The 26,844-nt window shown below is 67.6% G+C and carries 19 protein-coding genes; 8 read left to right on the forward strand and 11 right to left on the reverse strand.

The annotated features are described in order from the left end of the window. Positions 1-2 precede the first annotated feature (2 nt). Positions 3-2,498, forward strand: a complete 2,496-nt coding sequence (locus ACWCIA_RS09815; protein ID WP_454162802.1) for an ATP-binding protein — start codon at positions 3-5, stop codon at positions 2,496-2,498. Here ACWCIA_RS09815 and ACWCIA_RS09820 read toward each other — a convergent pair. Then, the gene (locus ACWCIA_RS09820) at positions 2,495-3,445 is read right to left on the reverse strand and encodes an MBL fold metallo-hydrolase (protein ID WP_454162804.1); all 951 of its coding nucleotides are present in this window, start codon (positions 3,443-3,445) and stop codon (positions 2,495-2,497) included. The two genes, ACWCIA_RS09815 and ACWCIA_RS09820, sit on opposite strands and share 4 nt — an antisense overlap. Positions 3,446-3,621: 176 nt before the next feature. After that, complete coding sequence (locus ACWCIA_RS09825) at positions 3,622-4,659, reverse strand: alpha/beta hydrolase (RefSeq protein ID WP_454162806.1); 1,038 nt, start codon at positions 4,657-4,659, stop codon at positions 3,622-3,624. 249 nt (positions 4,660-4,908) lie between these two features. On the opposite strand from ACWCIA_RS09825, the gene ACWCIA_RS09830 reads away from it, so the two are divergent. After that, a complete protein-coding gene (locus tag ACWCIA_RS09830; RefSeq protein WP_454162808.1) occupies positions 4,909-6,033 on the forward strand; it encodes an HPP family protein in 1,125 nt (374 codons plus the stop codon). 24 nt (positions 6,034-6,057) lie between these two features. Here ACWCIA_RS09830 and ACWCIA_RS09835 read toward each other — a convergent pair whose 3' ends face one another. Next, positions 6,058-8,547: an ATP-binding protein gene (locus ACWCIA_RS09835; RefSeq protein WP_454162810.1), complete on the reverse strand. Its 2,490-nt coding sequence runs from the start codon at positions 8,545-8,547 to the stop codon at positions 6,058-6,060. Positions 8,548-8,647: 100 nt separating this feature from the next. Further along, positions 8,648-9,340, reverse strand: coding sequence for a UPF0149 family protein (locus ACWCIA_RS09840; RefSeq protein WP_454162812.1), 693 nt, complete (start codon positions 9,338-9,340; stop codon positions 8,648-8,650). Positions 9,341-9,428: 88 nt separating this feature from the next. Here ACWCIA_RS09840 and ACWCIA_RS09845 point away from each other — a divergent pair, with 88 nt between their 5' ends. Both ACWCIA_RS09845 and ACWCIA_RS09850 read left to right on the forward strand, forming a co-directional pair. Next, positions 9,429-10,439: a serine/threonine protein kinase gene (locus ACWCIA_RS09845; RefSeq protein ID WP_454162814.1), complete on the forward strand. Its 1,011-nt coding sequence runs from the start codon at positions 9,429-9,431 to the stop codon at positions 10,437-10,439. Between the two features lie 127 nt (positions 10,440-10,566). Continuing rightward, entirely contained in the window at positions 10,567-12,900 is a 2,334-nt protein-coding gene (locus ACWCIA_RS09850) for a hypothetical protein (RefSeq protein WP_454162816.1), read from the forward strand. Between the two features lie 246 nt (positions 12,901-13,146). Here the strand turns inward: ACWCIA_RS09850 and ACWCIA_RS09855 are convergent, their stop codons facing one another. Both ACWCIA_RS09855 and ACWCIA_RS09860 read right to left on the reverse strand, forming a co-directional pair. Next, positions 13,147-13,566, reverse strand: a complete 420-nt coding sequence (locus tag ACWCIA_RS09855) for a hypothetical protein (RefSeq protein WP_454162817.1) — start codon at positions 13,564-13,566, stop codon at positions 13,147-13,149. A gap of 105 nt (positions 13,567-13,671) precedes the next feature. Further along, complete coding sequence (locus ACWCIA_RS09860; protein ID WP_454162818.1) at positions 13,672-14,730, reverse strand: DUF475 domain-containing protein; 1,059 nt, start codon at positions 14,728-14,730, stop codon at positions 13,672-13,674. Positions 14,731-14,907: 177 nt separating this feature from the next. Between ACWCIA_RS09860 and ACWCIA_RS09865 the strand changes: the two genes are divergently transcribed. From ACWCIA_RS09865 to ACWCIA_RS09875, 3 genes are all read left to right on the forward strand, one after another. Then, positions 14,908-15,327, forward strand: a complete 420-nt coding sequence (locus ACWCIA_RS09865) for a divergent PAP2 family protein (protein ID WP_454162820.1) — start codon at positions 14,908-14,910, stop codon at positions 15,325-15,327. Between the two features lie 214 nt (positions 15,328-15,541). Then, positions 15,542-16,678, forward strand: coding sequence for an efflux RND transporter periplasmic adaptor subunit (locus ACWCIA_RS09870; protein ID WP_454162822.1), 1,137 nt, complete (start codon positions 15,542-15,544; stop codon positions 16,676-16,678). A 3-nt stretch (positions 16,679-16,681) separates the two neighbouring features. Then, entirely contained in the window at positions 16,682-19,924 is a 3,243-nt protein-coding gene (locus tag ACWCIA_RS09875) for an efflux RND transporter permease subunit (RefSeq protein WP_454162823.1), read from the forward strand. A 154-nt stretch (positions 19,925-20,078) separates the two neighbouring features. On the opposite strand, the gene ACWCIA_RS09880 is transcribed toward ACWCIA_RS09875, so the two are convergent. The 5 genes from ACWCIA_RS09880 to ACWCIA_RS09900 all read right to left on the reverse strand — a co-directional run bounded on the left by ACWCIA_RS09880 (position 20,079) and on the right by ACWCIA_RS09900 (position 25,429). Next, positions 20,079-20,675 carry a hypothetical protein gene (locus tag ACWCIA_RS09880; protein WP_454162824.1) on the reverse strand — a complete coding sequence of 199 codons (597 nt, stop codon included), beginning with the start codon at positions 20,673-20,675 and terminating at the stop codon, positions 20,079-20,081. Positions 20,676-21,454: 779 nt separating this feature from the next. Further along, positions 21,455-21,880, reverse strand: coding sequence for a hypothetical protein (locus tag ACWCIA_RS09885; RefSeq protein WP_454162826.1), 426 nt, complete (start codon positions 21,878-21,880; stop codon positions 21,455-21,457). A 278-nt stretch (positions 21,881-22,158) separates the two neighbouring features. Next, complete coding sequence (locus tag ACWCIA_RS09890; RefSeq protein ID WP_454162828.1) at positions 22,159-23,151, reverse strand: NAD(P)H-hydrate dehydratase; 993 nt, start codon at positions 23,149-23,151, stop codon at positions 22,159-22,161. Between the two features lie 11 nt (positions 23,152-23,162). Beyond that, positions 23,163-23,927, reverse strand: coding sequence for a histidine phosphatase family protein (locus tag ACWCIA_RS09895; RefSeq protein WP_454162830.1), 765 nt, complete (start codon positions 23,925-23,927; stop codon positions 23,163-23,165). Between the two features lie 101 nt (positions 23,928-24,028). Continuing rightward, positions 24,029-25,429 carry an L-cystine transporter gene (locus tag ACWCIA_RS09900; protein WP_454162832.1) on the reverse strand — a complete coding sequence of 467 codons (1,401 nt, stop codon included), beginning with the start codon at positions 25,427-25,429 and terminating at the stop codon, positions 24,029-24,031. A 243-nt stretch (positions 25,430-25,672) separates the two neighbouring features. On the opposite strand from ACWCIA_RS09900, the gene ACWCIA_RS09905 reads away from it, so the two are divergent. After that, complete coding sequence (locus ACWCIA_RS09905) at positions 25,673-26,737, forward strand: PEP-CTERM sorting domain-containing protein (RefSeq protein WP_454162834.1); 1,065 nt, start codon at positions 25,673-25,675, stop codon at positions 26,735-26,737. Positions 26,738-26,844 lie beyond the last annotated feature (107 nt).

Raw genomic sequence — 26,844 nt, forward strand, 5'->3', positions numbered from 1 at the left:
GGATGTCCGCCATCCTCACCAGCTCCACCAAGCCCCTCGCCGGCGTGCGCGCGCTGCTCAGCCGCCACGACTGGCATGGCAATCCCCTCGGGCATCCCGACAGCTGGCCGCCCGAACTGGCGACTGCATTCCGGATGGCCCTGAACTCGTCCTTCCCGATGTTCGTCGCCTGGGGCGCGGACTTGCGCTTCCTGTACAACGACGCCTACGCCGTCATCATGGGCGCCAAGCACCCGGCCGGCTTCGGCCAGCCCTTCCAGCAGGTGTGGGCCGAGATCTGGGACGACCTGGTGCCCATCATCGACCGCGCGCTGTCGGACAAATCGGCCTTCTTCGAAGACCTGCCGCTGGTTGTCCAGCGCCAGGGCTATCCCGAGCAGGGTAATTTCACGTTTTCGTATTCGCCCCTGCACGACGGCAGCGGCAGCGTCGCCGGCATGTATTGCACCGTCATGGAGACGACCGCCCGGGTGCAGGCCGAGCGCCGCACCGCGCTGGAACTGAAGCTGTCCGACGCGCTGCACCCGCTCGGTTCCCCCGACGAGGTACTGGCCACCGCCAGCGCCCTGCTGGGCGAGGAGCTGGCCCTCTCCCGCGCCACGTATGCCGAGGTGGACGACGCCGGCCGCGCGTTCACCGTGCGCCACCAGTGGAACGCCGACGGCAGCACCGGACTCTCCCGCCCGACCTATCCCCTCGACGCGTTCGGCCCGACGATCGCCGCGCTCACGCGTGCCGGCGAGACTTTCGTCGTCGGCGATGTCGAGACCGATCCGCGCTGCGCCGAGTCGCGGGCGATTTTCCGCACGGAGGGCGCCGCCGCCGTGCTGACCGTCCCGCTGATGCGCGGCGGCCGGCTGGTCGGCTTCCTCAGCCTGAACCGGTCCGAGCCTTGTCATTGGACCGAGGCCGACGTGCGCTTCACCCGCGAGACCGCCGAACGCACCTGGGGAGCGCTGGAAACGGCGCGCGCCCAGGCCGAGCTGCGCGCCGAACGCGACCGCAGCCGCTACATCTTCGACACCATGATCGAGGGCTTCGGGCTGGTCGCGCCCGACTGGACCATCATCCGGATGAATGCCGAGGGCCTGCGCATCTGCCGCAAGCGCGCCGACGAAGTCATCGGGCATAACCACTGGGAGCTGTTCCCGGAGGTGATCGGCAGCGAGGCGGGCGACATGCTGTTCAGGGCCATGGACGCGCGCCAGGCCGGCGCCGTCGAATACCGGCTGCCGCAGATCGACGGGCGCGGCGGCTGGAACGAGATCCGCGCCTTTCCGGTCCAGGACGGCGGGATCGCGATCTTCTTCCGCGAAATCACCGACCGCAAGCTGGCCGAGGAAAAGCTGAAGGAAGCCGACCAGCGCAAGGACGAATTCCTGGCCATGCTGGCCCACGAGCTGCGCAACCCGCTGGCGCCGATCAGCGCGGCCGCCCAGCTGCTCGACATCGGCACCCTGAACGAGGCGCGGGTGCGCCAGAGCAGCGCCATCATCGGGCGCCAGGTGCGGCACATGACGCGCCTGGTGGACGACCTGCTGGACGTGTCGCGCGTCACCCGCGGCCTGATCGAACTGGACAAGACGATGCTCGAGGTGCGCGCCATCGTCGACGAAGCCGTCGAGCAGGTGCGCCCGCAATTGCTGGCGCGCCGCCAGCGCCTGACCCTGCACCTGCCGGCCGTGCCGCTGATGCTCGAAGGCGACCGCGCGCGCCTGGTGCAGGTGCTCGCCAACCTGCTCGGCAACGCCGTCAAGTATTCGCCCGAGGACCGGGCGATCGACGTCCATGCGTCAGCTGAAGGCGGCATGCTGGTGCTGAGCGTGGTCGACGAAGGCATCGGCATGGAGCGCGAACTGACCGAGCGCGCCTTTGACCTGTTCACCCAGGCCAAGCGTTCCTCGGACCGTTCGCAGGGCGGGCTCGGGCTGGGCCTGGCGCTGGTGCGCAACCTGGTCGAGCTGCATGGCGGCACGGTCACCTGCGCCAGCCCGGGGCCGGGGCAGGGCAGCAGCTTCACCGTGCGCCTGCCGCTGGCCGTGCCCGCCGCCGATGCGCAGCCGGCGCCGTCCATGGAGCGCCGCGCGGCGCGCGCCTTGCGCATCATGGTGGTCGACGACAACGTGGACGCGGCCGGCATGCTGGCGATGCTGCTGGAAGTATCCGGCCACCAGGTAGCGGTCGAACACGAGCCGCTGCGCGCCCTGGCCCGCGGCCGCGTGGAGCAGCCGGACGTGTTCCTGCTCGATATCGGCCTGCCCGACGTCGACGGCATCGAGCTGGCGCGGCGCCTGCGCGCCCAGCCGGAGACGGCGCACAGCGTGCTGATCGCCGTGTCGGGCTATGGACAGGAACAGGACCGGCGCGCGGCCCTGGCCGCCGGCTTCAGCGAGCACCTGGTCAAGCCGGTCGATTTCGAGCGGTTGACGAAGCTGCTGGCAGGGGTGCGCGGCCAGTCCCCGGCACCTGGCGGGGACGCCTCTACCCTGGTTGCTTAGCGCATCTGGGTGTAGTTCACCGGCACGAAACGATAACCCTTGCCCTCGGTGCGCAGGTGGCCCAGGCCGGGGAATTGCAGGTGGGCGCCGCCGATCAGCGCGCCATCCTTGGCAGCCGCGTCGAACAACTTCTTGCGTGCGGCGGCCGCCGCTTTCTGGTCGCCGTCGAAGCCGATCGTCACCGCCGGGTTCTCGAACTGCACCGCCGCCACGTGGATCAGGTCGCCGATGACGACCATCTTCTGGCCGCGGCTCTCCACAACGAAGGTGGTGTGGCCGGGCGTATGGCCGTGCCCGCCTTGGGCGCGGATGCCCGGCGTGACTTCCATATCGCCCTCGAAGGTCTTGAACTTGCCGGCCTTGACGTAAGGGTCGAGCGCGGCCATCGCGTTCTTGAAGCTGTCCTTGCCATCGGCCGGCGCCTTGTCCATGTTGGCCTGGCTCAGCCAGTGGTCGGCCTCGCGCTTGGCGGCGCGCACGGTCGCGTTCGGGAAGGCCATCTTCGACTGAACGAGCAGGCCGCCCAGGTGGTCGCTGTGCATGTGGGTCAGGTAGACCTCGTCGACCTGCTCGGGCGTGTAGCCGGCCGCCTTCATGTTCGCCAGCAGCTTGCCCAGGGTCGGCCCGAACAGCACGCCGGCGCCCGTGTCGATCAGGACCAGCTTGCTGCCGGTGTTGACCAGGAAGGCGTTGTCCGAGGTTTCCAGCGGGGCCTTGAGGAAGGACTTTGACAGGGCCGCCGTGGTCTTGTCGGCCTTTTGCACCAGCAGCTTGTCGACCGGCAGGTCGACGGTGCCGTCCGAGACCGGGGTGATTTCGAAGTCGCCCAGCATCATGCGGAAATAGCCGGGCGCCGGGGTTTTCGCCATCGGGGCGGCGGCGAAGGAAGGGGTGGCGATGCAGGCGGCGAGGGCGAGCAGGGCGGTGCTGGTCAGGCGTGCGGTCATGGGGTCTCCAGTGTGGGATACAGAACAATGTTGAGTATCGTACATCAATGAACGCGTGGACGGGAGACCCGTCCACCCTACGTATTTGTAGGGTGCACGGCTCGTGATCCAGGCCCCCAGCCTGAATCACTCCACGCGTTCAACCATCGTCTGCTGACCTGCGCCCGCGTGTCGGATCACTTCGCCGCGAACGCCTTCTTGAGCGCATCCGCCGCAAACTGCTCTGCCTCCTTCGCCTTCGGCACCACCGCCCCCATGCCGAAGAACTCGTGCGTCACGCCGCTGTATTCCTTGTAGCTGACCGGCACGCCTTCCTTCTGCAGCCGCTCGGCATAGGCCTGGCCCTCGGACAGCAGCGGGTCGATCTCGGCCGTGATCACGGTCGCCGGCGGCAGACCCTTCAGCGAGGCGGCCTTCATCGGCAAGGCATACGGGCTCTTCGGGTCGCCCTGGTAGTGCTTGAAGAACCAGGCCATCATCGCCTTGTTGAGGGGCTTGGCGTTCGCATTGCGCTGGTACGAAGGGCGGTTCATGTCGTTGTCGACGACCGGGTAGACCAGCAGCTGGTGCACCGGCATGGCGACCTTCTTGTCGCGCGCCATCATCGAGACCACGGTCGCCAGGTTGCCGCCCGCGCTCTCGCCGCCGACCGCGACCCGGGTCGGGTCGCCATTGAATTCGCGCGCATGGTCGATGGTCCACTGGTAGGCCGTGAAGGCGTCGTTCGGGGCGGCCGGGAAGGGGTGCTCGGGCGCCTGGCGGTAGTCGACCGCGACCATGATCGCATTGGCCATCTTCGCCAGCGCGCGCGGGCTGGCGTCGTACACCTTGGTGTCGGCGATCACGAAGCCGCCGCCGTGGTAGTACACCATGACCGGAAACGGTCCCTTGCCTTCGGGCGTGTAAATGTGGACCGGGAAGCTGGCGTCGCCGCTGCCCACCGTCATGGTCTTGACGCTGACGCCGGCCTCGGGCGCGGTCGGCTTGCCGCTGTCGGCCAGGACTTTTTTCACGGCGTCGGCCGGCGTCGGCTGCTTGCGCGCTTCCTGCGGGCTGAGCTTTTCGATGGGTTTCGGCTTCAGGGCCGCCATGGCGTCGAGTACCTTTTGCATGTCCGGCTCGGCTTTCGGCGGCTGGGCGGACTGGGCGCGGGCGCCGGAGACGAGCAGCGTGGCGGCAGCGGCCAGCAGCGTCAGCGTGAGTGCTTTTTTCATTGTCGGGGTCCTTTTCGTCAAATCGACATCACGCAGCGCGGCGCGCTGGCCGTGGGAGTCGGGCTGACAGGCTCTTCCTTAGGACACGGACCGTCCGTGCGCGAACGCGCATTGACGGATTTGACGACCACAATGGGACGCTCGCGTACCTATTTGGGACGTTCCGCAAACTGGCGCTGCACTGGCGTGGGTTTGCCGCTTTATGGTGTAATTGCACTCTTTGCCTGAATTAAGCGACGCTTCCCCCCAATGCGAGCAACACTGACTCAATGGCTGCACGGCTTCCTGCCGCAGCCGCTGGCCACCGGCCGGCTCGACCGCTTTCGCTCGGCCTTCGGCGCCTGCATCGGCCTGTTCGCCACCGCGCTCTGCACCCACTTGCTGGCCCCGGAGCAGGCTGCCTGGCTGATCGCGCCGATCGGCGCCTCCAGCGTGTTGCTGTTCTGCGTGCCGGCCAGCCCGCTGGCCCAGCCGTGGTCTGTGGTGGGAGGCAATACCGTGTCGGCGCTGGTGGGTGTGGCCTGCGCCCAGCTGGTGCCCGATTTCCTGCTGGCCGCTGCCCTGGCCGGCTGCCTGGCGATCGCCGTGATGTTCGCGCTGCGCTGCCTGCATCCGCCCGGCGGGGCCGTCGCGCTGACCGCCGTGCTCGGCGGGCATGCCGTCCACGAGGCCGGCTTCCTGTTTGCCCTGAACCCGGTGGCGCTCAATTCGGCCCTGGTCGTGCTGGCCGCGCTGCTCTACAACAACCTGACCGGGCATCGCTATCCGCACGGCCAGCACGCCGCCGACAAGAACCTGCACGCCACCGGCGACCCCGCCCCGGAGGATCGCCTGGGCATCACCGAAGACGACCTGGAGGCGGCGCTCGAACGCTACGGCGAGGTGCTCGACGTCAGCCGCGACGACCTGCTGGCCATCGTCGAGGACGCCCGCCAGCTGGCGCTGGCGCGCCACTTCCGCGAGCGCACCTGCGCCGAGCTGATGTCGACCCACATCGTCTCGCTGGATCCGCGCGATACGGTCGAGCATGCCCGGGCGCTGCTGCTGCGCCACCGCCTGCAGTCGCTGCCGGTACTCGACGGGGAAGGCCACATTCTTGGTGTGCTGGCCCAGGAAGACCTGCTGCGCCAGGCCGGCTGGGGAACCCGGCTGCGGGCGCTGGTGCCGGGCGCCGGCCAGCGCGTCGCCGCCGTGATGCAGCCGCGCATCGCCGCGCTGCCGTTCGATGCGCCGCTGGCGGAGCTGGTGCCGCTGCTGCGCGACGGGCGCTATCACCAGGTGGTGATCACGGGGGAGCAGGGGCGGGTGGTGGGCGTCGTCAGCCGCTCCGACCTGCTGGCGGCGCTGGTGGAGCAGCGGCTGGAGACCGCCTGAGCCGACCCGCCATGAACGGGGCGGTCAGCGCGGCCGGGGCCGGAAGGTCCGCGTGAGCAGGCTGTTCAGCGCGCCGAGGTCCACCGGTTTCGCGAACAGCTCGTCGAAGCCGGCTGCCCGCGCCTGCTGCCGGTCCTGTTCCTGCGCGTAGCCGGTCACCGCAACGAGCAGCGCCGCGCGCATGGCAGGCTCCGCGCGCAGGGCGCGCGCGAGCTCGAAGCCATTCATTCCCGGCAAGCCGATGTCGAGCAGGCAGGCGTCCGGCGCGCATGCCGGCAGCGCATCGAGCGCGCCGCGCGCGGTGTGGTAGACCGACACCTGGTGCCCGCAGGCCTCGAGGAACATCGCCAGTGTCGCCCCGGCGTCTTCGTTGTCGTCGACGATGGCGATGCGCAGCAGCGGCGGCTCCTCCATGCCATGCCGGCCGGTGTCCGCGCCGGTGCGCGGCTGTTGCCGGCTCGACCGCGGCAGCCGGAGCTGGAAGCTTGTACCCGTATCGGGCCCCTCGCTATGCACCGTGATCGTGCCGCCGTGCAGCAGCAACAGGCTTTTCACGAGGGCCAGGCCAATGCCCAGGCCGCCCTGGCTGCGGTCCAGGCCGCGCTTGCCTTGCGAGAACAGCTCGAAAGCATCGGCCATCAGCTCGGGCGTCATGCCGATGCCGTCGTCGCGCACCGTGATGGCGAGATCGTCCTCGCCCGCTTCCAGCAGCACGGCGATATTACCGCCGTTCGGCGTGTATTTCGCGGCGTTCGACAGCAGGTTGGTCATCACCTGCACCAGGCGCTTGCGGTCCCCCAGCACGATGGCGGGCGCCGGCGACAGCTCGAGCGTGAGCCGGTGGCCATGCTTTTCGACCAGCGGGCGCACCTGCTCGATGGCGTCGGCGATCACGTCCTTCGCGTCGAGCTCGGCGGTGTCGAGCTCGACCCTGCCGCGCGTGACCCGCGACACGTCGAGCAGGTCGTCGATCAGGCCCGTCATGTGCTTCGCCTGGCGCGCGATGATGGCGCTGGTGCGGTGCACGGTGGCCGCGTCGACGGCGCGGCTCGACAGGATCGCCGCCGCCGAGGCGATCGGCGCGAGCGGGTTGCGCAGCTCGTGCGCGAGCATGGCGAGGAATTCGTCCTTCTTCTGGTCGGCCTGGCGCAGGGCTTCCTCGGCCCTGATGCGGTCGGTGATGTCCATCTGGCCGACCACCGCGCCGACGATCGCGCCCTGTTCGTCGCGGATCGGCGCGCCCGAATTGAGGACGATGCGCCGCCTTGGCGGCTCGTCGAAGGACTCGACCTCGATGACCTGGCGCGGCGACGCTTCGCCCGCCAGCGCGCGCGCCATCGCCCATTCGTCCATGCGCAGGCGGCGCCCGTGCCGCTCCGAGCCATCGGCCCACCAGCCTTTCCAGTCCACGTAATCGCCGACGTTGGCCGACATCGGGTGCTGGCCCCAGATCTTGCGGTTCTCGGCATTCACATGGAGGACCGCGCCGCCGGCGTCGGCGACGATGATCCCGACCGGCACCGCTTCGAGCAGGGCATCGAGGCGGCGCCGCTCGGCCTCGGCCTGGCGCGCCACGGCCAGGGCGTGCGCCTGGCTGTCGTGCAGGGCCCGCTCGGCGTTCTTGCGTTCGGTGATGTCGCGATAAAACACGGCGAGGCCGCCGTTGGCGGGATAGGCCCGCATGTCGAGCCAGAAGCCCCGGCCGTCGGGAAACACGTATTCCTGCTCGAAGTTGACCGGCTCCTGGCTGGCCAGCGCGTGGCGGTAATGGGCGGCCACCGCCAGGTCTGCCGAGCCGGGCCAGATGTCCCAGTGGATCCGTCCCAGCATCTCATCCGGCTTGCGCAGTTCGAAGCGCATGGCGCCGGTATTGATTTGCTGGAGCCGGAACTCGGCATCGAGGAAAATGAAGCCTTCGTCCATGCCTTCGAGCAGGCGCCGGCTCTGGTCGCGCTCGAGGCGCAGTTCCTCCTCGACCGATTTTTGCTGCGCCAGCAGCGCTTCCTGCTCCTTCAAGGCCTTGCGCAGCTCGATCAGGCTCATGACCTGGCGGCCCAGGGTTTCAAGGATGAACTGCTGTTGTGGCGACAGGCCCGCCGGCCGTGGTTCCAGGTCGAGCACGCACAGGGTGCCGAGGGGAACGCCATCCCGGGTCTTGAGCAGTTCGCCCGCATAGAAGCGCAGGCCGGGCGCGCCCGTCACCAGCGGATTGCGGGTGAAACGCGGGTCGAGCCGGGTATCGGGCACGACCATCTGCCCTTCCTGCAGCAGGGCGAACTTGCAGATCGAATCGTCCAGCGGCATTTCGCGCGTGCCCAGCCCGATTTCCGACTTGAACCACTGGCGGCCTTCGGCCAGCAGGTTGACGGCGGCGATCGGCGCACCGAGCAATTGGCTGGCGAGCCGGGTCAGGTCGTCGAAGGCGCGTTCCGGCGGCGTGTCGAGGATGCCGTAGGAGTCGAGCACGGCCAGGCGCTCCTGTTCGCTGCTGGGGATGGGCGGGACGGTCGTCAAGATGGCTGCTCGATGTGTAGGAGGTAAAGCGCGGCGCGCCAGTGGCGGCGCGCCCGTCGGACGACTGGAAGGGATGGGACAGTCACGTCCCCTGGCGTGCTCAGGCCGCGTCGGCCCCGCAGCACTTCTTGAACTTCTTGCCGCTGCCGCAAGGGCAATCGTCGTTGCGACCGACCTTCGGCGTCTCGTGGCGCACGGTTTCCACCGCCGCCTTGCGCAGCGGCAGCCAGTACTTGTAGATCGCCGGCAGGTTGGCCTCGACCTCGAGCGCCAACTGGTGCGCCTTGACCGGGTCTTCGACCAGCGGCAGTTCGGCTTCCTCGATCTCGTCGGCGCCCAGCAGGTAGAGCGGGCGCATCAGCTCGGCCACGTCGGATTCCCAGATCGGGTCCCAGGAGCCCGGGCGCAGTTCCATGCCTTCCCAGAAGCCCCAGCACCAGGCTTCGGCGTCGATCAGGGTCTGGCCCTTGTGCTCGTGCTCGCAGTACAGGGGCTCGAACTCTTTCGGCGAGACTTCGAAGGTGATCAGCACTTCGTTCATGAAGCGCATGATCAGGTTGATGATGCGTTCTTCTTCCTTCGGAGTCTTCCATTTCGGGGCGGCGCCTTCGCCTTCGCCCCAGACGCGCGGCAGCCATTCGGCCGGCATGATGGTTTCCGGACCGATGGCGATCGCCGTCAGGTAGCCGTGCAGGGTGTCCATCGTCATCGCGTCTTCCGGGCTGCGCTCGGAGAGGAGGAACTGGTCGAGGTCGTCGAATTCTTTTTCGCTGAGGGGTTGTTCGAGTTGCATGTGGCACTTTCTTTCAATGAAGGTGGCAGTGTAACGCCGCGCAGGGCAGGACGCACGAAATAGTGGTCGCCGCCGTACAATGGGAACCATGCATACCGAGTCTACTTCTTCCGCGCCGCAGGCGGCGCATCCGTTCTCCAGCCTCGGCCCCGAGCGCGTGCTGGACGCCATCGAAAGCGTCGGCCTGCGCGGCGACGGGCGCCTGCTCGCGCTCAACAGCTACGAAAACCGGGTCTACCAGGTCGGGCGCGAGGAGGGGCCGCCGGTGGTGGTCAAGTTCTACCGCCCGGCGCGCTGGTCCGACGACGCCATCCTGGAAGAACACGCCTTCGTGGCCGAGCTGGCCGCGCGCGAAGTGCCGGTGGTGCCGGCCGAGACGCTGGACGGCCGCACGCTGCATACCTTCGAGGGTTTCCGCTTCGCCGTGTTCCCGCGCCGCGGCGGACGCGCCCCGGAACTCGACGACCCCAAGGTGCTCGAATGGACCGGGCGCTTCATCGGCCGCATCCACGCCGTCGGCGCCATCGCGCCCTACGCGCTGCGCCCGGCGCTCGACGCCCAGACCTTCGGGCGCGAGCCTTTCGACTATGTGATGCGCCACGATTTCATCCCCCTCGAACTGCGCGCCACCTACGCCAGCGTGGTCGAGCAGGCCTTGGCCGGGGTGGCGCGCTGCTACGAGCGTGCCGGCGAGGTGCCGCTGCTGCGCCTGCACGGCGACTGCCATGGCGGCAACGTGCTCTGGACCGGAGACGGTCCCCATTTCGTCGACTTCGACGACAGCCGCATGGGCCCGGCCGTGCAGGACCTGTGGATGCTCCTGTCGGGCGAGCGCCAGGACATGGTGCGCCAGATGGCCGACGTGCTGGCCGGCTACGAAGACTTCTGCGACTTCGACCCGCGCCAGCTCTACCTGGTCGAAGCCCTGCGCACCCTGCGCCTGATCCATTACGCGGGCTGGCTGGCGATGCGCTGGGACGACCCGGCGTTTCCGGCGGCGTTCCCCTGGTTCAATACCCAGCGGTACTGGCAAGACCGCATCCTCGAATTGCGCGAGCAGGTGGCCTTGATGGACGAGCCGCCGCTATGGCCAGTCTGACAAGTTTTCGAACGCAGGAATAGCGCCGTTTTTACCGCGCAGCTTCGCGTGACGTGATTGTTGCGTTTCATTGATAATGGCTTGCGCGCGCGCACCTGCCGCTGCGCCAGCCTGAAAGAGAAACGCCATGGAACCCGTACCCGCTCCGCACGACGATACCGACTTCACGATCGACCTGCCGCCGGCCCCCGGCCGGCCGTTGCCTGCCGCCCTGTCCGGCACGCCGGCCGATCGCGGCCCGGTGGAAAAAGGTGCGATCAAGGAAGCGATCGCGCGCGTCGAGGCGGAAGCCAAGGCGAACGTGGCGGCCGAAACCCGCGCCCATGCCGAGGCGCGCGCCCGCTCGCTGGCCGAGGAGCGCGCGGCGATGGATGCCGCCGCCGCCGCGGCCGCGCTGGCCAACGCCCAAGCCTCCGAAGAAGCCATCGAAGCCAACCGCGACCGCCTGGAAACCCTGCGCGCCGCAGCCCAGGCGGCGGGCGAGCGCCTGGAAGCGATGCGCCAGGAAACGGCCGAGCTGCGCGCCCGGGTCCAGGCCGACACCGAAAGCCGGCTGGCGACCGAGGCCCGTTCGCGCGCGGCCGAAGACGCCCGCCGCCGCGCCGCCGAGCAGATCGACGCGGAGGCCGCGATGGCGGCCGAAGCGGCCCGCGCCGCCGAGGAATTGCTGGTGCAGGCGGAAGACGCGCGGCGCCAGGCCGAGGAACGCATCGCGGCGGTGCAAGCCGCGCGCGAAGCCGTGCTGCACAGCGCCAGCGCCGACGCCCGCGTCGCCGTGCTGGCGCGCGAACGCGAGCGCGCCGAGAAGGCGGCCCGCGAGACCGCCGAAAAACTGGCCGAGACCGAAGCCGAAGCGCTCGAACTGGCGCTGGCGCGCGAACGCGCCGACCAGGTCGCGCTGGCCTCGGCCTTCGCCCGCGCCGCCGCCGAAGCGCGCGCCCTCGAGGAAGCGCGCGCGCTGGCCCACGTCGAACACGAGCGCACCTCGATCGCCCAGGCCCAGGCCGACTCGCAGCGGGTCGCCGCCGACACCTTGCGCAGCCGCCTGCAGCTGGAAAAACAGGTGCGCGACGCCGCCGTGCACCGCGAGCGCACCGAACAGATGGCCGCCGCCAGCCTCGAGGCGCGGGTGGAAGCCGAGGCGCGCATCGTCGCCGCCACCGAAGCGCGCATCGAAGCCGACCGCAAGCTGCGCGAAGCGGCCGAAGCGCGCATCACCGCCGAACACGAAGCGGGCCTGCAGGTGGAGGCCCGCCTGCAGGCGGAAACCGTCGCCGCCGCCCATGCCCAGCAGCGTGCCGAAGCCGACCGCGCCGCCGCGGAAGCTGCCGCGCTTGAGGCACAGCAGCAGGAACGCGAACGCGAACTGGCCGAGCAGCGCGCCGCCCAGGCCCAGGCCGCGGCCGACGCGCGCGCCGCGGCCAACGAGGCCCAGGCGGCCGCCATCGAACTCGAAGCCCAGGAAGCCGCGCTGGCACGCGAGGCCGCCGAGCTGGCGGAGCGCCGCCAGCAGCAGGCCGCGCAACTGGCGGAAACGGAGCGCGCACGGCTGGCCAGCGAGCAGGCGGCGCTGGTGCAGATCGAGGAAAAGCTGGCGCAGGAGCGCGAGCTGGCCGAGGCTGCCGAAGCGCGCGCCAAGGCGGAATTGCACGCAGCCTCGCTGCTGCGCGAGCAGGCCGAGGCCGAGCGCCGCGCCGCCGACGCCCGCCAGGCGCTGCTGGCCGCCCAGCGCGAGGAAGCGGCCAGCGTGTTCCAGCAGGCCGCCAGCGAGGAAGCGGCCGCAGCGGCGGCGCAGGAACGCGCCCGTGCCGCGGCCGAGTTGGCGCAATTGCAGGCCGAACGTGCGGCGGCCGAAGACGCGCAGCTGCGCGCCACCGCCGCCCTGGCCGAGGCCGAGCAGCAGGCGGTCGCGGCGGCGCGCGAGGCCGTGGCGCAAGCGGGAAACGAACTGGCGGCCCAGCGCGAGCGGCTGGACGCGGAAACGCGCACCGGCGAAGCGACCGCAGCGCGCCTGGCCTCCGAACAGGAAACCCTGCTGGCCGCCCGGGTACGCGCCGAAGCCGAGGAAGAAGCCGCCCGCCTGGCGCGCGAACGCGAACTGCTCGAAGCCGCCGCCGCCCAGGCCGCGCTGGAAAAGCGCGACGCCCAGCGCGCGCTGCTCGACCACGCCCAGGCCCACGCAGAAATGCAGCGCAAGACGGCCACCACCACCCAGCAGATGGCCGATGCCCGCCGCGAATTGCTGGAGCTGGAAACGAAACGGCTGGAAGAGCAGGCCGCCGAACTGTCGGCGACCGAGGACGCGATCAACGACCGCAAGGCCGAAGCCCGCCAGCGCGCCGCCTCGGAAAACATCACCCGCGACGTGCTCGAGCGCCTGAAGAAGCTGCCCTCGGCCCAGCAAGCGGCCGCCCGCCTGGCGGAGGTGATCATGAACCAGCGGCGCTCGGGGAACGAATAAGCAGGTACGCTGATCGAAGGGACGTAGGGGTGATTGAGGCCAATGGCCTCAATCACGGGTTTACCGGACGGCTTGGCCGTCCACGCGTTCAACCAGCGCCGATGCGCGGGGCCGCGAACGTGTTTCGTGGGGCGATGAAGATATTTCGATGACGCTTACGCGTGTTGAACGCGTGGACGGCAGAGCCGTCCACCCTACATTGATACTTACGCAATATCACCGGCTACCGGTGATACGTTCAAGCTATCACTGCGCCACCACCGGCGCATCGCTCGGCGCCACCGGATTCTTCGGCCCGATATTCACACCCGTCACGAAATACTCGGTCTCGCCGAAGCAGGTGGTCGGCACGCCGCGGTGCTGTTCATAGCTGATCTCGACGCGCTGGCCCATGGTCGACTCCAGCTTGTTTACCAGGCTGTCGTCGCGTACCGTGAAGGCGAAGCGCTCGGGGATCGCGCCCGGCATGCTCGAGAGCAGGATTTCGCCTTCCCAGGTCTTGCACAGCCAGCCCTTCTTCGAGAACTTCTGCAGGTAGCCGGCGCGGGTGCCTTCGGAATACGACCAGGTCAGCGTGAACCAGGTGTACAGCGCGAAGATGACGACGAGGGCGACGATCAGGGACAGCAGGATGGCGATGGAGCGTTGCGGCAGGGCTTTCGGCATGGTTGTTCTGGTCAGGTAAGTAGAAGGGAAGGGCTAGTCAAAATGTGCCGCCATTCTGCCACGCGCGCCCCGATTGTCAAAATGGCAGGGCGCACATGGCTGTCCTCAAACAGCTTCCACCTTGTCCTGCGCCTCCTCCAGCTCGTTGCGCTTGCGGTGCCGGATCGAGGACCACAGCGAGACGACGATGAAGGCCAGCCCCGACAGCCCCGTGAACCATTCGGGAATGTGGTAGTGGACATTGGCGAACATGATCAGCGCCAGGATGCCGATGGCGTAGTGCGCGCCGTGTTCGAGGTAGACGAATTCCTGCAGCGTGCCCTTGTAGACCAGGAACACCGTCATCGAGCGCACGAACATCGCGCCGATCGCCAGGCCCAGCATGATGATGACGACGTCGTTGGTGATGGCAAAGGCGCCGATCACGCCGTCGAAGCTGAAGGAGGCGTCCAGCACTTCCAGGTACAGGAAGCCGCCGATGCTGCCCTGGGAGATCATCTTGCCGATGGTCGGGTCTTCCTCTTCTTCCTCGAGCAGGCCGCTGATCCAGTTGACGCCGATATAGATCAGCACGCCGACCACGCCGGCGATCAGCACCGGCAGCTTGCGCTCTTCGGGCATCAGGCTCATCGCGAAGAACACGGCCAGCAGGGTCAGCAGGGTCGCCAGGCCTTCGGAGCCGTACTTGCCGACCTTTTCCTCGATCCAGCCCAGCCAGTGCAGCTCCTTCTGGTCGTCGAACAGGAAGTTCAGGAAGACCAGCATCAGGAAGGCGCCGCCGAAGGCCGAGACTTCGGCGTGGTGCTCGGTCAGGTGGCGCGAGTATTCGTCGGGGGTCTCGATCGCCATGTTCCAGACGTCGACCAGGCCCAGGCCGGTCGCGACCGAGACGATCACCAGCGGGAACAGCAGGCGCATGCCGAACACCGCCACCAGGATGCCGACGGTGAGGAAGAGCTTGCGCCAGAACTCGTTCCAGTGGCGCAGCACCGAGGCGTTGACGACCGCATTGTCAAAGGAGAGCGAGACTTCGAGCACACCCAATACCGCCGTGATCCACAGCGCACTGACAAGACCCGCCATGCCGCCGCGCTCGTAGCCCCACCAGCCGGCCAGGATCATCAGTACGACCGTCACAGCGATGGATATCCTGAAGTGCCGCATGTTGCTCCCTTTCATATTGGTTGAAATGCCACAGTTTCAGAGCATCTTACGCGCCGCCGGGGCAAGGCGGCGCAGCGCAGGTCGCCCGCGCCGGTTGCTTCTGCGATAATTCCGCCCGGCACATAAAACGGCGGCGGCGCATCGGGCACGCAGCCGCGCACACTTACTGGGAACATCATGGACTTCGCTTACCTCATCACGCCGTTTCTGACCTGGATGGTCGTCGGCCCGATCAAATTCCTGATCACCAGCGTGCGCCAGCGCCGCTGGGCCTTCAACCTCGTCGGCAACGGCGGCTTCCCGAGCAACCATAGTTCGGTGGTCACCAGCATGGCGACCCTGATCGCGCTGCGCGAAGGCATCGACCACCCGGCCTTCGGCGTGGCCGTCACCCTCGCTTTCATCGTGATGATCGACGCCAACAGCCTGCGCCAGCACGTGGGACGCCAGGCCGCTGCCATCAACCGCCTCGCCATCGAAGTCACCGGCCACATCACCCTGCGCGAGCGCATGGGCCACACCCTGGTCGAGATCGGCGGCGGCATCGTCACCGGCATCGGCATGGGCTTCCTGATCAATTACCTTTTCAGCGCCTGACACCCATCTTCCACGCCGCGCCAAGCGTGCGGCGTATGCATTTCATCTTCCTTCCGCGCAGTCCATCGCGCCAAAATGCAGTTCATCCATACAAAACCACAGCGGGCGGGATCGTCAATTGACTGGTGTGGCCGCCTCCGGGATACTGCGCGCTGAAGATGTCTATTCCAATTCCATAAAAGCTTCAGCGTCCAAAATTCGGGAGATCCAACTCATGCTGCGCAACACTTTACTTGTCCTCGCCATCGCGTCCGCCCTGGCCGCCTGCGGCAAGGAGGCGAAAGACCCCAAGGCCCAGGCCAAGGACAATAAACCGAGCCAGCTGCTGGTTGCGCCCCAGGATTTGCTGACGGTGCAGAGCGATTCGCTTGCCTCCGGTCCGGTGATCACCGGCTCGATTCAGCCGGAACGCCGCGCCGACCTGCGCGCCGAAGTATCCAGCGTCGTGCTGCAGGTATTGAAAGAAAACGGCGACCCGGTCAAGCGCGGCGACCTGCTCGTGAAACTCGACGAAACCGCGATCCGCGACAGCCTGCTGTCGGCGGAGGCCGGCGTCAGCGCCGCAAGCCAGGCGCTCGACCAGGCCAACCGCCAGCTCGAGCGCCTGAAAACCCTGCGCGCCTCGGGCATGACCTCGGCCGCGGCCCAGGACGAAGCCGAAGTGCGCCGCAACAGCGCCCAGAGCGAACTGTCGGCGGCGCGTTCGCGCGCGGCCGCCGCGCGCCAGCAGATCTCGCGCACCCAGGTGCGCGCACCCTTCGACGGCATCGTCAGCGACCGCAAGGTATCGAACGGCGACACCGCCACCCCGGGCAAGGAACTGGTCAAGGTGATCGACCCGACCAGCATGCGCTTCGAAGGCCGCGTCTCGACCGACAAGATCGCCACCGTGAAGGTGGGCCAGCCGGTGCGCTTCCACATCAACGGCTACGGCAGCCAGGAATTCACCGGCGTGGTCAAGCGCATCGACCCGGCCGCGAACGACATCACGCGCCAGGTCGAAGTGCTGGTGGGCCTGACCGGCGAGCAGCCGCGCGTGGCCGGCCTGTATGCGGAAGGCCGCATCGACGCCGCCAGCTCGAACGTCCTGATGCTGCCGGAAAGCGCCATCGTCAAGGCGGGCGACAAGAACTACACCTGGCGCGTGAAGGGCGGCACCCTGGGCCGCGTCGACCTGCAGGTCGGCAGCCGCGACCAGCGTACCGGCAACATCGAGATCAAGACCGGCCTGGCTGCCGGCGACACCGTGCTGCGCAATCCGAGCTCGAACCTGAAGGATGGCCAGAAAGTGGAACTGACCGGCACCGCGCCACGCGTCGCCAGCGCCGCCGCGCCTGCCAAAGGAAACTAAACCATGTTCCTTTCCAATTTCTCGGTTAAAAAACCGATCGCGACGATCGTGCTGATCGTCGGGATGATGTGCATGGGCCTGCTGGCCCTGTCGAAGCTGCGCGTCAACCAGAATCCCGACGTCGAACAGCCGGTGATCGTTGTCAACATCCCGTATCCGGGCGCTTCGCCGGAAACGAGCGAGCGCGAGATCGTCGACCGCCTGGAAAAACAGCTGCAGAGCGTGCAGGGCGTGGACGAGATCGAGTCCTACGCGAACGAAGGCAGCGCCACGCTCGTGCTGATCTTCGACTTCGGCCGCAACATGATCGAAGCCTCGGACGACGTGCGCAACGCCATCTCGGCGGTGCGCTACAAGCTGCCGGTCGAAATGCGCGAGCCGATCCTGCGCCGCGTCGACCCGTCGGCGCAGCCGATCATGAACCTGGCGCTGTCGTCCGACGGCCAGAGCCATGCCGAGCTGTCGCGCCTGGCCGAGGACGACCTGGCCGACCGCTTCCGCGCCATCGACGGCGTCGCCACGGTGAACGTGAACGGCGCCCTGCGCCGCGAGCTGTCGGTCTTGCTGCGCGCCGAGAAGCTGCGTGAATACAATGTCTCGGTCAGCGAAGTGGCGGCCGCCCTGCGCAACCAGAACACCAATGCGCCGGTCGGCAAGGTGCGCGGCCAGATGGACGAGAAGGGCATCCGCCTGATCGGCCGCATCGAGCGTCCGGAAGACTTTGCGCAGATCGTCGTCAAGCGCAGCGGCGACACCATCGTGCGCCTGAACCAGGTGGCCGACATCCAGGACGGCTTCGCCGACATCGACAGCGCCTCGATCCGCAACAGCAACCCGAACGTCGGCATCTCGATCATCCGCGCCCGCGACGCCTCGACGGTGTCGATCGCCAACAAGGTGCGCGAGGAAGTCGAGAAGATCAACAAGGAGCTGCCGAAAGGCACGGTGGTGGGCATCACCCGCGACGGCGGCAAGGAAGCCCAGAGCAGCCTGAACAACGTGATCGAGTCGCTCGTGTTCGGCGCGGTGCTGACCGTGTTCGTCGTGTATGCCTTCCTCAACTCGTGGCGCTCGACCCTGATCACCGCGCTGTCGCTGCCGACCTCGGTGCTGGCCGCCTTCATCGCGGTCTGGCTGTGCGGCTTCACCCTGAACTTCATGACCCTGCTCGGGCTGTCGCTGGCGATCGGCGTGCTGATCGACGACGCCATCGTGGTGCGGGAAAACATCGTGCGCCACATGGAAATGGGCAAGGACCGCCGCACCGCGGCCCTGGTCGGCACGTCCGAAATCGGCATGGCGGTGGCCGCGACCACCTTCTCGATCATGGCGGTGTTCATCCCGGTCGCCTTCATGCCGGGCATCTCCGGCGAATGGTTCCGTCCGTTCGCGCTGACCGTGACCTGCTCGGTGCTGGTGTCGCTGTTCATTTCGTTCACGCTCGACCCGATGCTGTCGGCCTACTGGGGCGACCCTCCAGGCCACCACCATGCGCCGAAGAAGGGCATCACCAAGGTGCTCGGCCGCTTCAACGACTGGTTCGACCACCAGGCCGGCCGCTACGGCAACGTGATCGCCTGGGCGCTGCACCACCGCCGCTGGATGGGCTTCATCGCCCTGGCCAGTTTCGCCGGCGCCATCGCCTTGCAGGCGAGCTTCGGCGGCACCAGCTTCCTGCCCAAGGGCGACGGCAACAAGATCATGATCGAGGTGCGTACCCCGGCATCGTCGAGCCTGCAGTACGCCCGCCTGAAGATGGAGCAGGCGGCGACGCTGGCGCGCACGATAAAGGAAGTGCGCGACACCGACGTCTTCGCCCGTCCGAGCGGCGGTTCGATCTACGTCGAGATCGGCAAGAAGAACACCCGGGACCGCAGCGCCGCGGAGATCGCTACCGAACTGCGCGGCAAGATCGCCAGCCTGGTCGGCGCCGAGTACACGGTGCTCGATGACCTGAACGGCGGCGGCAAGCCGGTCCAGATCGAGTTCACCGGCGCCGACTCGCGCAAGCTGATGGAACTCACTTCGGCTTATATGGAAAAACTGCGCCAGGTACCGGGCGCGGTCGACGTCACCCTGTCGCAGCAGGACCCGAAGAACGAGCTGCAGATCGAGCTCGACCGGGGTCTCGCGAACTCGATGGGCGTGTCGGTGGGCGACGCCGCCACCGCGCTGCGCGTGGCCTTCGCCGGCATCGAAGTGGGCGACTGGGTCGACCCGACCGGCGAGACGCGCGACGTCGCGGTACGCCTGCATCCGGAAGACCGCGTCAACATCGAAAACATCGAGCGCCTGCCGATCATGATCGCCGGCACCAACACCATGGTGCCGCTCGAGCAGATCGCCCGTATCAGCATGGGCAAGGGACCGTCGGAGATCAAGCACAAGAACGGCAAGCGCGTGATCACGGTGTCGGCCAACGCCCAGGGCCGCTCCAGCGGCGAGGTGACGAAGGACGCGATGGCCCTGGCCAGGAGCTTCGACTTCCCGCCAGGCTATGGGCTGGACCTCGGCGGCGCCGGCAAGGACCAGCAGGAGTTGTTCGGCGAGATGACGACCGCGCTGCTGGGCGGCATCGGGCTGATGTACCTGATCCTGGTGATGCAGTTCGGCTCCTTCACCGCGCCGCTGGGCGTGATGATGTCGCTGCCGCTGTCCCTGATCGGCGTGGTGCTGGCGCTGCTGCTGACCGGCGGCACCCTGAACCTGATGAGCTTTATCGGCATCATCATGCTGATGGGCCTGGTGGCGAAGAACGCGATCCTGCTGCTCGACGCCGCGCGCGCCTTGGAAGCGGAAGGCTACGACCGCGAGGAAGCGCTGATGAAGGCGGGCCGCATGCGTCTGCGCCCGATCCTGATGACGACCTTCGCGCTGATCGCCGGCATGCTGCCGGTGGCCCTGGCGCTCGGCCCGGACGGCAAGTTCTACCAGCCGCTGGCGGTCGCCATCATCGGCGGCACGATCACCTCGACGCTGCTGACCCTGCTCGTGGTGCCGACCTTCTACGACAGCATCGAGATCGCCCGCGACCGCATGGCGGCCAAGTTCCACCGCCGCGCCGAGCGTTACCACGCGCTGCCGGCCTTCCTCATGACCTTCGTCGAAGCGGTCCTGACGCTGACCTTCGTGCGCCTGGTCTACCGCGTAATCATGAAGGGCGTCGGCTACGCTACCGGCCGCGGCCGTGCGAAACCGGTGCCGCTGGCGAAAGCGCCGGTGGCCAAGGTGACCGAGGGCGTCTGATTCGGACGCTGGCCTTAGCCTGTACGAAAAAGCCTGCGCGAGCAGGCTTTTTTATTTTTCATCGTCACGGCTCGCTGTTACGGCTTGCTGTTACGGCGTGGGCTGGCACGGCTTGCCGCCAGTGCCGGTCGCGCGTTGCCGCCGGGCCGCCGGATCAGCGGCCGGCGTCGGTCTTGGTGGATGCGGGACCGGTGCCGGTCGTGTCGCCCGTGTGGCCGCTCGCCTTCGTGCCCACGCCGCGCGCCTGGCCGGTTTCGGGGCTCGGCGCCGCGCCCGGCGTGGCGCCGGCCTGGGGCTTGGTGTCGGCGCGGGTCGAACCCGGGATCGAGCCGGTGGCGCCCGGCGTCTGGCCTGCCAGGGGAGAGGCGCCGGTGCCGGTCGCACCGGTACCGCCCGTGCCCGAGGTGCCGTTCGCGCCGGGGCCCGCCTGGTCGGGCGCGACCATGTCGACTCCGCTGGCGCCGCCCGATGCACCCAGGCTCTTCTTGTCCGTGCTCTCGTTTTCGCCGACGGTGCGCGGCGTGATGTTCGTGTTGTATTCGGTCGAGGACAGGCCCGCGTTGCCGGTATTGCCGGTGCCGCCGGCGACGCCGGCGGCCGAGCTGTTCCCCTCTCCCAACTGTCTCTGCTCGACGGAAGCGGCATCGCCATCGCCGCCGATGCCGGAATCCTTCTTGGTGCAGGCGCCCAGCGTTGCGGCGAGGAAGGCCGCGCTCAGGACGATTTTCGGTAATGCTTTGATGGTGTGCATGGTGGACTCCTTCGTTATTCGATGGCTTGCCGCCGCCGCGTTCACGCGGCGGCAGCTCGAGGCTAGGCTTGATTGTGTCAGGAGTTTGCAGGGGAGACTGTGCGCTGTTTGACAGAGTGCAAAGCCCCCAGACGCGGGGCGGATGCCAGGGCACAGCAGAAACGAAAAGCCGGCGATAGTCAGTGCCCCTGCATGAATGCCATCTGGCCGAGGCCAGACGGTCAGGCTGCGCAAAGGTTTCAAAACGCGTGGAGTCAGGAGGCTCGGCGCCCCCCCTCACACCCTACAAATCGCTCCAGCCGTAGGGGTGGAGGAGGCCAGTGGCCTCCTCCACGGCTTCACCGGAGTCCCGACTCCACGCGTTCACCGCCACGGAACTCGCTGCAATAGGAAACAACGCGACATCGACGAGAACGCGACAAAAAACCGCTCCAATGCGAGTCGACGTGAACTTTCAACCGGTGAGTCGCCTCTCGGCCGTAGCTGGAACAAATGCGGACAGCGTCAGAAACGACATGCCGGGCACACAGGGGCAAGGGAGACAACAGAAAGGACGAGAGAAGGGGAGAGAAAGGAAGAGCGTAAGAACGACAGAGGGGATAGCAGAAGCAAGGGCAGAAGTAACGATCAAACGAACTACAGCACGGACAAGCGCTCAAGCGCTCAAGCGCAGGCCTCCCCAATGACAACCAAGCTGTCAGACGCCGGCATGGAAGTGCCGGCGAGCACAAATGCGGAGCCCTCGTTGTGGGGCTCCGCTTTTGGGCGACAAGGACCGATTAGCGGCCAGTGCCCGAGGTGCCGGTGGTGCCGGTGGTGCCAGTGCCGGTGCCCGACGAGTCGGTGCTGCCGGTGGTGCCGCCAGTGCCGGTGGTGCCGGTCGTGCCCGACATGCCGCTGGTGCCGGTGCCGGTGGTGCCGGTTGCGCCCGTGCCGGTGGTGCCGGTCGCGCCCGTGCCGGTGGTGTCGCCGGTGGTGCCCGTAGCGCCGGTGCCGGTGCCCGTGGTGCCGGTGCCGGTTGCGCCGGTGCCGGTATCACCCGTGGTGCCGGTGGTGCCGCTAGTGCCCGACGTCGAGCTCGGCGACGTTGCCGAGGTGTCGCCGGCGGTGCCGGTGGCGGTGTCGTTCTTCTTGCATGCGCCCAGCATGGAAGCCAGGAGGGCGGCGGTCAGCAGGATTTTTGGTGCTTTGGTCATTGCGTTCATTGTTAAACTCCTCGTTCACGTCTATCTTGTGCCGTAATTTCCAGGTGAGGCTGCTGGAAGGCTTACGACGCCAGTTCAGCTCCACCATGAACCTCTTGAGAGCGGATGCCCTCGTCCGTGTTCATTGGTGAAACCATCAGGGAACCGACGCAACACGCGGCCCCGTATAGCGCACGAATTCAACGGTAAAAATTTAGACTGCCGTGACTACCGCCAGTTCGTCGAATTGTGCGCTTCTTGCTTTATTCCGCGGTGCAGCTTGCGGATTTTGATACCGGTCAAACGGATTTCCGTTCTTCCCGGCCCACCGGTGTTGCCCGGATGGTCTTTGCGTCGCCCGCTTCGCGGCCGGCGACTGATTCGAGTAGCGCAGGGATCTCGTCGGGGATCTCGCGCGCGAGGTAGCCCAGCACGCCCATGCGTTCGGCGAGGCGCTCGCCGGCGCGCGCATGCAGCGCGACACCCCAGCAAGTGGCCTGTTCCAGCGTGGCGCCGCGTGCGGCGAGTCCTGCGATGATGCCGGCCAGCGTGTCGCCCGAGCCGGAAATGGCCAGGCCCACATTGCCTCCCTCGTGCTGCCATAACGCGCCACCTGGCGAAGCGATGACAGTGCGCGCGCCTTTCAGGGCGACGACGGCGTTCCATTCGGCGGCCGCGGCCCGCGCCGGCTCGTCCGGGCCGGACGCGATGTCGGGCTTGGCCATGCCGGTCAGGTGCGCCATTTCTCCGCAGTGCGGCGTGATGATGACCGGCTGCTCGAAGCGGAAGGCCGCGCCCGGCGCACTGCCCGCCGGCGCATGCAGCAGCGTGCCCATCGCGCAGGCGTCGAGCACGACGGTCGTGTCGCTGCCCTGCATGCGGGCGAGCAGGCCATGCACGAGTTCGGCGGCGGCCGCTTCGTCCTGCATGCCGGGTCCGATGAGGATGGCATTGACGCGGTCGGCCAGCGGGTCGAGGCGGGCGATCGCTTCCGGCAGGAAGCCGCCGGCCTCGGTTTCGGCCAGGCCGATCACGCGCGCCTCGGGCATGTTCGAGGCCACCAGCTGGGCCACGCTGGCGCCGGTGGCGACCGTCAGCTTGCCGGCCCCGGCGCGCAGGGCGGCGGTGGCGGCGAGAATCACGGCGCCCGGCATTTCGCGCGAGCCGCCGAGCACCAGCACATGGCCGCGTTCTTCCTTGTCGCCGTCAATGCCGGGCATGGGCAGGGGCCAGTCGCGCAGCAGTTCGGTGGTGACATCGATCGTCGCGGGCAGGGCGTGGATGGCGTTCATCGTGTGCGGCCTCACGCCTTGGGCGCCGTCGGCACGTCTTTGCCGACGGTGACCGGAGTGCCGCTCGCCTCGAGCGGAGCGACGAAGTTGACCAGGCGTACCATGAGGGCGCCATGCTTGCCTTCCTCGGGGTCGAAACGGTAGGAGGTGACCGAACAGTTCGGCACGTCGCCGGCGCGGTCGAAGGCGAGGATGCTCGCTTCGTCGAGGCGCTCGATGAGGTAGCGGAAGCAGTTGACGATCACCTGGTGGGCGACGATCACGACGCGCTCGTTGCAGTAGTCGCGCGAGAGCGTGTCGAGCACGCTGCGCAGGCGCAGGATGACGTCGCACCAGCTTTCGCCGCCGGGCGGGCGGAAATAGAACTTGCCGACGTGCTGGCGCTGGGCGTACAGGTCGGGGTATTTGTGGGCAATGCCGTGCGTGGTGAGGCGGTCGAGGATGCCGAATTCCTTCTCGCGCAGCCGCTCGTCGGCGTTGACCGCCAGCAGCGATTCGCGCTCGAGGCGGCGGATCAGGATCTTGGCGGTCTCGGCCGCGCGCACATAGGGCGAATGGAGGACGACGTTGGGGCGCTCGTCCTGGGGCAGGGCGGCGAACCAGGAAGCGAGGGCTTCGGACTGGCGGATGCCGAGCTCGGACAGGGGCACGTCGACGTCGCGCTCGGCGATGTCGATCTCGTGCCCGGCGGCGGCCTCGGCGAGATCACGCGCGACGTTGCCCGCACTTTGCCCGTGCCGGATCAGCCAGAGTTCCTGAGGCCACTTTTGTTCCATCACCCGCCCGTCGTCGATGTTGACATGACATCATCATAGACGGATTCGTCAGGGGGTCCGCGCACGATTCCGTGCGCAAACAATCAGCAGTGGCGCGGGTTTCAGGCAGCGTGTTCCCCGGCGTCCAGAGGGATTTCCGCGTCGCTATTAAATACTTGGAGATCGGTCTCGCCGAGGATGCGCGAGGTAACCGTGCCGGCCGTAATCGACCCGCTCACGTTGAGCGCCGTGCGGCCCATGTCGATCAGCGGCTCGATCGAGATCAGCAGGCCGGCCAGCGCCACCGGCAGGTCGAGCGCCGACAGCACGATCAGTGCCGCGAAGGTGGCGCCGCCGCCGACCCCGGCCACGCCGATCGAGCCGAACACGACGACCGCCAGCAGGGGCAGCAGGAAGCTTGCCGTCCACGGATCGATGCCGACGGTCGGCGCGATCATCACGGCCAGCATGGCCGGATAGATGCCGCCGCAGCCGTTCTGGCCGATGTTGGCGCCGAAGGAGGCGGCGAAGTTGGCGATGCCCTCGGGCGTGCCCAGGCGCGTGGTCTGGGTGGCGACGCTCATCGGGATCGAACCGGCGCTGGTGCGCGAGGTGAAGGCGAAGACCAGCACCGGGAAGATTTTCTTCAGGTAGCGTCCCGGGTTCAGGCCGGCCAGGGCGACCAGCGCCAGGTGCACGCAGAACATCAGGACGATGGCGCTGTACGAGGCAAGCACGAAGCCGAGCAGGTTGACGATGCTTTGCAGGCTGGACGCGGCGACCACCTTCGTCATCAGCGCGAACACGCCGTACGGGGTCAGGCGCAGCACCAGCGTGACCATGCGCATCACGATGGTGTGGGCGACCTGCACGAAGTGGCTGAACGAGGCGAATTCGTTCGGCTTCTTCGCCGCGATGCCGGTAGCGGCAATGCCGACGAACACCGAGAAGAACACGACCGCGATGGTCGAGGTCTTGCGTGCGCCCGTCATGTCGAGGAAAGGGTTGGCCGGAATGAAGGAGAGCAGCATCGAGGGCAGCGAAATCTCCTGCGCCGTCGACAGCGAACCCTGCAGGTATTCGCCGCGCGCGACCTCGGCGGCGGAGGCCGTCAGGCCCACGGCGGAGAGGCCGAACAGCTTCGCCATCAGGATGCCGATGCAGGCCGCGACCGCGGTGGTGGCGATCAGGATGCCGATGGTGAGGGCGCTGATCTTGCCGAGCGCGGCGGCATCGCGCAGCTTCAGAATGGCGCCGATGATCGAGACCATGATCAGGGGAATGACGATCATCTGCAGCAGTTTGACGTAGCCGCTGCCCACCACGTCGAGCCAGGCATTGGTCTGCGCCACTTCGCTTGACGCCGCGCCATAGAGGTACTGGAAGGCCGCGCCCAGCAGCACGCCCAGGCCCAGGCCGCTGAAGACCCGCTTCGTAAACGACGCGTGGGCCGCCTGCATGCGGTAGAGAAGGAAGCAGGCGAGGAGCGCGACGGCCAGGTTGAGGAGCACAGGAAGGTTCATGACGGCCTTTTTTTTGGGACAAATGTGATGCGTAAACTAATCGCAGCATTTTATAGGCAAACCGGTTGCTTCGCAGGAAGATAAGCCGGCGCGACGGCCCCGCGTCACGCTGGTCGAGGACTGCTTTCTTTCCTGCAAGTGGCTTGAGGAAAATCAATTTGCGTCACTGCTGCGTTTGCGCAGACTCGTACGGTGTGCGCACGCTACGCTCCCTGCATCGACCACTCTTCCAAGGAGCATCCGATGCGTCCCTCTCTCTTTGCGCGCCTGGCCGCCTGCCTGTTGCTGGCCTTGCCGGCCCTGGCCTCGGCCGTTCCGCGCTACACCGTCACCGTCCTTGCTGGCGAGGGCAGCCGCGCCTGGGACGTCAACGCGTCCGGCCAGGTGGTCGGCGAATCCGGCGGCAATGCCTGGCTGTATTCGGGCGGCGCGTTCACCCTGCTAGGCAGCGGTGCGGCATTCGGCATCAACGACCGCGGCCAAATCGCCGGCACCTCCGGCGACAACGGTTTCCTCTACAGCGACGGCCGCATGACCTTGATTACCGGCTGGGGCGGCACCACGGCTTACGGCATCAACAACGACGGCACGGTGGTCGGCATGGCCGAGTACCCGGCCGAGGAGGCGCCGTTCGAGCGCCATGCGTACAGCTACCGCGACGGCGTCATGACCGACCTCGGCACCCTGTACGGCCGCCACAGCCATGCCAATGCCATCAACAACCTCGGGCACGTGGTGGGCGCCAGCGACGTCGGCGGACCGCCGAACTGGCCGCTCACGCCCTTTCTCTACCGCGACGGCACCATGGCCGACCTCGGGCCCTTCTGGGGCCCATGGAGCCAGGCGCTGGCCATCAACGACCTCGACCAGGTGGCCGGCTACTACGGCTACGCATCGGTTGGCGGCGACCTGTACCCGACCAGCGCCTTCCTGTGGGACGACGGCACGCTGCTCGACCTCGGCGAGCTCTCCGGGGCTGTCTACAGCTATGCCGCCGGCATCAACAACCTCAGCCAGGTTGTCGGCTCGTTCGGGGACGGTGTCGCAAGCAGCGCTTTCCTCTACGAGAACGGCACGCTGCTCGACCTGAACACCCTGATCGATCCGGCCTCCGGCTGGGTGCTGTCCGAGGCCAGGGCCATCAACGACCTGCAGCAGATTGCCGGCCGGGCCTGCCGTGCCGGCGCCTGCCATGCGGTGCGGCTCGACCTGGTGTCGGCGATTCCCGAACCGGCCACCTGGGGCATGCTGCTGGCCGGCGGCAGTTTGCTGGGTTGGCGGCGGCGCGCGTGGCGGATGCGAGCCTGAATCGTTGCCGCCCTGGCCGACTCGTGCCGTGTTATTGCTTGTGTGACTTGCCGTGACCCCGGTTCGCCTGCCGCAAGTGGGAAGACAATCCGGGCGAATGGAATCGC

It is taken from the genome of Massilia sp. SYSU DXS3249, assembly GCF_053668055.1.